Raw genomic sequence first — 6,364 nt, 5'->3', positions numbered from 1 at the left:
CGAGGGACTTAAAATCCCTTGGCCAGTAATGGCTGTGCGGGTTCAAGTCCCGCTTCGAGTACACCCCCCCTTTTTAAACTACTAATTCAGAAAAAGAAAACCCGTGCAAGAACAATCCTACACGGGCAAAACTTTGTCTAAAAGTCTTTGATTATAGTGAGGCTGCACTTAATTCAGCCCCCATTTTCTTTATAGCTGCCAATATTTTGTTCGTAGTTCTTTCTCCTGCAAAGGCTACACCGCTTTTATATTGCCTCATTTTGCTTTCATTGATACCTGCATACTGGGCAAACTTACTAACATTAATCCAGTCAAAGTAATTAAAGAAAGAAGCTATATCAAATTTAAACGTTACCTGTAAATCGGTAAATCCATTGGGTATTGTGCCTGTTTCTTTTTTTATCATTTTTTTTGCCTCATGTATGCTTAGCATAAAATCAGTCTTTGCAGCCTCAACGCTTTCACCATACCCACCAAAGCTATGATTATTTATCTCCTGCTCTGAATAGATGGAATAAAGCCCGTCACTGCCTTTTTCTACAATAGCCGTTACTTTCATATCCTTTGCTTTTTTATTTGGATTAAAACGAAAAGTTCCTATTGATATTGGAATACAGAATGCAAGGAAGTGCTGGGGATTATACCCCTGCTTTCTTCCTGATACTCTTTTCTGTGCCTTTTGGTATTTCTTGGCTGTCATGTCGTGGAACTACAAAAGTTTTACCTGTTATAGGTGAAAACCATTGGTCGTGTCTCCCTCCATGACTGACAAAGTAACAACCGTTTGCACTTAGCACCCTTTTCAGTTCTGATGTTTTCATATCTCAAAGAACTTTTAGACACCACAAAAGTAACATATTTGCTACCATACACCAAATAACAAAGTAACAATTTTGCTATTTTAACATAGATAAGGCTTTCAGATGTAAGTTAACATATTCTACAAGAATACGTTAAAAAATGAGTAGTATACCCGCTTCGAGTACACCCCTACCCTACCGAGAAACTCTTTTTGGCTCTATGTTGATTTGAGTGGGTAATGGAAATTCCTTCCTCCGTTTATGTAGTATACCATATCCATAAAGTTATTCACATTTGCGTATCCTCTAGCTCTTCTTTTGGCCAATTGCACTTTAGCGTTAAGACTTTCCAATACCCCATTTGTGATAGTTCCTTCCCGATGCTGATTTATGGGTTACCCACACGATTCAACACAGACCCCTCTTTTTCTTCGCCAAAGAATACTTCCTTCATACTACAAATATTTTCATCCACACAGTAAAGCAAGGTTTAAGCGATTGGAATCTGATTGTTTTTTTTTAACTTTCCCAGAGCACAGCAATCCGCTTTATTCATTACTTTTACCTCGTTAAATTTTTAAATTATAATAAAATGAAAACGTTATTTTATCAAATGAATCTAATGAAACGACTATCCATCGCAGTATGTCTGTTATGTTTGGCTCCTTCTTTATTTGCACAAATCATACATGGCTTCGGTGAATCACCTGAAGGTCCCGGCCATCCCTTAAATCCCAAATTAGGACAACCGAGAATTTTAGCAGACACGATACGTATAAAAGAATATGTAGGGATTGCGGACCCACCGTATCCCTTAACCGTTTCCATTACTAAATTCAATAAAAATCTTTTAATCGATACGGTGTATACTTTTTCAGCAATGGGAATGATCACTTCGTATATCTACAAATATTCGGATAAAGGCCGGCTGCTTTCCTTGTCGAGCTATTATCCGGGACATAAAGACCCGGTTACAGGCGTTTTTATCACAGAACCGAAAGAAGATCTGGTAGACAAATACGAATACGGTCAAGACGGACGGTTGCTGAAACATAAAACATACAAATTGGAGGGAGGTTCTAGATCGCTTGATAAAATCTTTACGTACAAATACGTAATGACCGACAGCGGATATATCTCCAATGATTCCATCGAATACATCCTTGACAAAAAAGGTCGGCTGTCAAAACTGAAGTTTCTGAAAGCAAAGAATGAATATGTTGTCGACTCAGTAGGTAACCGATACCGGGTAGGCGATTTTTATTATTCCTATTTCGATGGCGGTTATACTGAATTGCGGTATTATCACCGTGGAAAAATGATTTGGGGAGCGCCGGACGCATGGGTAAAAACAGATTATTTTTTCCAGAAGAAGGGCTATCTGTCTAAAGAGATTACCTATCTGAAAGAAAAAGGTGAGACGAAGTGGAAAAAACTGAGGCATGACGAATATGCCTATTCTTACAGAGCCGGAAATCCGCACTCGAACTTCCTGATCGAGAAGCCGGGCAAGGTCTATGCGGCAGATGGCGCCGTCGTAATCGAAAACGAACAGCCTGCTCTCGTAGCTGTCTATACGTTCGGAGGACAATTAGTCGAACAGCGGCGCATGGCCGCCGGCATTAATCGGATTCCTCTGCCCAAAGGGCTTTATATTGTCGTTGTCGGCAGACAGGGACATAAAATCGTCGTAAGGTAAACCCACGACGCGAAACTTATACTTTTGCGCCCGTTGCGGAAGGTCTTCCCTTCTGTAACGGGCGCAAATTCATAAAGTCGTTACCTTTCTTTATCCCAAATTACGCGATACACTGTTCGGCGTTTACCATTAATCATGGACGTACGAATGCACGACAATGGTTACGTCAGGCTTACAGCCCTCCGCCGGGATGCGATGCCTTTTTCCCCAACGCTTCGCATTGGGCTGAATTATCTCGCCCTTTCAGGGCTCTTTCTGCAATCAGCAGTCAGCATTCGGCAATCAGCAGAGCCAACAAATCAACAACTAAACATCTCAACAATTCAACAATTCAACAACTCACCGCCTCTGCGGGGTTTACGAGGGCTGAAAGCCCGAATTATTTCAGCCCCATCCCGCAAGGGTGGGGTATATCGACATCCGGACCTTGTTCGGAGGGCTGAAAGCCTGAATTAAATTCATTCTTATTTTTTCTATTGCGGAATCTGGGTCTATTCATTCTTCAGGCACGATGTTCTCCATCTCGTTCAGACATCGGACGGCAGCCGCCACATTCGTAACGTTTTTGATGACCACGCTTCTTCTTCCGTTTTGTTCGCGCAGGTTGCAGACACGCGGATAGCGTTGCACGTAGCCTAACAGCTTGCCGAACGCGCGACTCTGGTAATAAGGGCTCTCTCTGTCGGTCGGCAGATAGAGCGCCATCATGCCTTTTTTCAGGACGACTTTCTCGATCCCCAATCGACGGGCTGTCCATCGCAGCCCGACGATGCGTATCAGCTCCTCGCCTTCGGTCGGTATCCGTCCGAAACGGTCTTGTAGCGAGGAGACAAAACCGGCCAGTTTTTCCTCGTTCTCGATCGAGTCGAGTTCCCGGTAAATACCGACGCGTTCCGAATCGTTGGGGATATACGTAGGTGGAAACATCAGGGCGAGATCGCTCTCGACAAACGTTTCACGAACATACCGGTCGCCGTTGTTTTCCTGAGGGTCGGACGCATACAACTCGGCAAACTCATCGGCCTTCAGCTCATCGACGGCTTCTTCCAGAATCTTCTGATACGTCTCATAGCCCAGATCGGCGATGAAACCGCTCTGTTCGGCTCCCAGCATATTCCCTGCCCCGCGGATGTCGAGGTCTTGCATGGCGATGTGCATGCCGCTTCCCAGCTCGGCGAAGCTCTCGATGGCCTGCAAGCGGCGGCGCGACTCGGGAGGCAGCGTCGAGAGCGGAGGAGCAAGCAGGTAACAGAACGCCTTGCGATTCCCTCGCCCCACACGTCCGCGCAGCTGATGCAACTCCGACAGCCCGAACTGATGAGCGTTATTGACGATAATCGTATTGGCGTTCGGCACGTCGATGCCATTCTCGATAATGGTCGTGGCGATCAGCACATCGTACTCGTAGTTTACGAAATCGAGAATGATTCGTTCCAGCTTTTCGGGTTCCATCTGTCCGTGTCCGACAGCCACACGCACGCCGGGTATTTCGCGGCGTACAAGCGCCTCGATCTCATAAATGTTCTGGATGCGGTTATTGATGATGAACGTTTGTCCGTTGCGGCTCATCTCGAACTCGATCGCCTCACGGATAATGTCCGCATGAAAACGTTCGATCTCCGTCTGAATCGGGTAACGGTTCGGCGGAGGCGTCGTGATATTGCTCAAATCACGCGCCCCCATAAGCGAGAACTGAAGTGTACGCGGAATGGGCGTGGCCGTGAGGGTGAGCGTGTCGACATTCGTTCGCAGCTGGCGCAGCTTCTCCTTGACCGACACGCCGAACTTTTGCTCCTCATCGATGATCAGCAGCCCGAGGTCTTTGAACTTAACATCTTTGCTCACTAACCGGTGCGTGCCGATAAGGATATTCAACTCGCCCGACGCCAACCGGGCCAGCGTCTTTTTAATCTCGCCGGCCGTTCGTGCGCGACTGATATAATCGATGGTGCAGGGAAAATCCTTCAGTCTCCGGCTGAACGTCTGATAGTGCTGAAAAGCCAGCACCGTCGTAGGCACAAGCACAGCCACCTGTTTATTGTCTGCAACGGCTTTGAAGGCCGCGCGGATCGCGACTTCCGTCTTGCCGAAACCGACGTCGCCGCAAATCAGCCGGTCCATCGGCCGTTCGCGCTCCATATCGGCTTTGACGTCGGCCGTCGCCTTCATCTGGTCGGGCGTATCTTCGTAGATAAAACCGGCTTCAAGCTCATCCTGCATGAAACTGTCAGGACCGAACGCATAGCCTTTCTCTTGTCGACGTTGCGCATAGAGTTTGATCAGATCGCGAGCGATATCTTTGACTTTCTTCTTCGTGCGGTCTTTCATCTTCTCCCATGCACCGCTGCCCAGCTTGTTCAGCGCCGGCGCTTCGCCGTCTTTCCCTTTGTATTTCGACAGCTTATGAAGCGCATGGATACTGACGAAGAGGATATCGTTGTTACGGTAAATCAGCTTGACGGCTTCCTGTATCTTGCCGTTCACCTCCGTGCGCACAAGTCCGCCAAACTGCCCGACGCCATGATCGATATGCACGATATAGTCGCCGGAAGTAAACTGGCTCAGTTCTTTGAGCGAGAGCACTATTTTCCCGCTGCGCGCCTTGTCGCTCTTGAGGTTGTACTTATGAAAGCGTCCGAAAATCTGATGATCGGTCAGGAAGCAGCAGCGTAACGAATGGTCGATAAAACCTTCGTGCAGCGCACGGTTGACCGCCGTAAAAGCAATCGTTTCACCACGGTCTTCAAAAATGGCGCGGATGCGTTCGATCTGTTTCTCACTGTCGCTAAGCAGATAGATCGTATACCCATCGGCGATATATTGTTTGAACGCCTCGCTGACGCGCTCGAAATTCTTTTGAAAAAGCGGCTGCGGCGAAGTGTCGATACGCACAACCGCAGATGCGTCGTCCGGCCGGGCATGAAAACGGATATGCCTCAGCGGCGCTGTGGCTTGCACGAAATCGTCGGCCCGTACAAGTTTCCGACGCATCGCCTCGCGATCGGCAAACCCTTCATCGTCTTTGTTGACAGGCTCTTCTTCCCAAAGACTGTCGATACGTTCACGACACCACTCCATATCATGCGTCACAAGCGTAGCGCCGGCAGGCAACAACTCCGCCAGCTGATGGTTGGCCGTGTCGTAGCGGCTTATTTCGGGAATAATCCGTATCTCGTTCAGCTTTTCCTTCGACAGTTGCGTCTCCACATCGAACGCTCGTATCGAATCCACTTCGTTCCCGAAGAAATCAACACGGTACGGATATTCGTTCGAAAACGAAAAGATATCCATGATACTGCCGCGAATCGCATATTGTCCCGGTTCGTACACATAATCGGTCTGCTCGAAGTGATACGTATCGAGCACATCGGCCACAAAAATCGGGTCCAGCTTTTCACCGGCATGAATCATCAGGGTATTCTCTCGAAGGATACTTTTCGACAATACTTTCTCCGCCACCGCATCCGGATAAGAAACGATGATAAACGACGGTTTGTCTACCTGAAGCATGCTCAGTACTTCGGTGCGCAGGATCTCGGCCGCCGCGTCCGTATGACCGTATTTAATATGCCGGTGATAAGCCGACGGGAAGAAATACACATTCTTTCCTCCCGTCAATTGCATCAGGTCGTTATAAAAGTATCCGGCCTCCTCGAGGTCGTTCATCAGGCACAGAAAGCAACCGCCTCTCTGCCCGAAGAGCGAAGCGATCGTTACGGCTCCCCCCGAACCGTTCAAACCGGTAAGTAGGATGCTTCGCGCTTCGTTCCGGCCCCACAGTGATCCGATAGCGTTAATTTGCGGATGAGCCGCATAAATAGAGAGTAATTCTTTGATATCCATTTTTGAAAAACGCCCGCAAAAG

General features: G+C 47.8%; 4 protein-coding genes and 1 pseudogene. 1 reads left to right on the top strand and 4 read right to left on the bottom strand.

Annotated features, from left to right (window positions below):
- Window positions 1-151 precede the first annotated feature (151 nt).
- From ACTTKA_RS09290 to ACTTKA_RS09280, 3 genes and pseudogenes are all read right to left on the bottom strand, one after another.
- On the bottom strand, window positions 152-700 hold the full coding sequence (locus tag ACTTKA_RS09290; RefSeq protein ID WP_442713892.1) for a pilus assembly protein HicB: 549 nt from the start codon (window positions 698-700) through the stop codon (window positions 152-154).
- Window positions 639-821: a type II toxin-antitoxin system HicA family toxin gene (locus ACTTKA_RS09285; RefSeq protein ID WP_021967148.1), complete on the bottom strand. Its 183-nt coding sequence runs from the start codon at window positions 819-821 to the stop codon at window positions 639-641. The genes ACTTKA_RS09290 and ACTTKA_RS09285 overlap by 62 nt, the downstream gene beginning before the upstream one ends.
- 197 nt (window positions 822-1,018) lie before the next feature.
- Window positions 1,019-1,177, bottom strand: a pseudogene (locus ACTTKA_RS09280) (transposase); the annotation flags it as partial.
- 503 nt (window positions 1,178-1,680) lie between these two features.
- Between ACTTKA_RS09280 and ACTTKA_RS09275 the strand changes: the two are divergent.
- Window positions 1,681-2,499 (top strand): T9SS type A sorting domain-containing protein, encoded by an 819-nt coding sequence (locus tag ACTTKA_RS09275; protein ID WP_442713852.1) that lies wholly within the window; start codon window positions 1,681-1,683, stop codon window positions 2,497-2,499.
- Between the two features lie 495 nt (window positions 2,500-2,994).
- On the opposite strand, the gene mfd is transcribed toward ACTTKA_RS09275, so the two are convergent.
- Complete coding sequence (mfd, locus tag ACTTKA_RS09270) at window positions 2,995-6,342, bottom strand: transcription-repair coupling factor (protein ID WP_442713853.1); 3,348 nt, start codon at window positions 6,340-6,342, stop codon at window positions 2,995-2,997.
- Between the last annotated feature and the right edge of the window lie 22 nt (window positions 6,343-6,364).

This window comes from Tannerella sp. (assembly GCF_052170195.1).
In the GTDB taxonomy this organism is placed as follows: domain Bacteria; phylum Bacteroidota; class Bacteroidia; order Bacteroidales; family Tannerellaceae; genus Tannerella.
The sequence above is the reverse complement of the archived record's forward strand: the minus strand, read 5'-3'. Positions and strand labels throughout refer to the sequence as shown.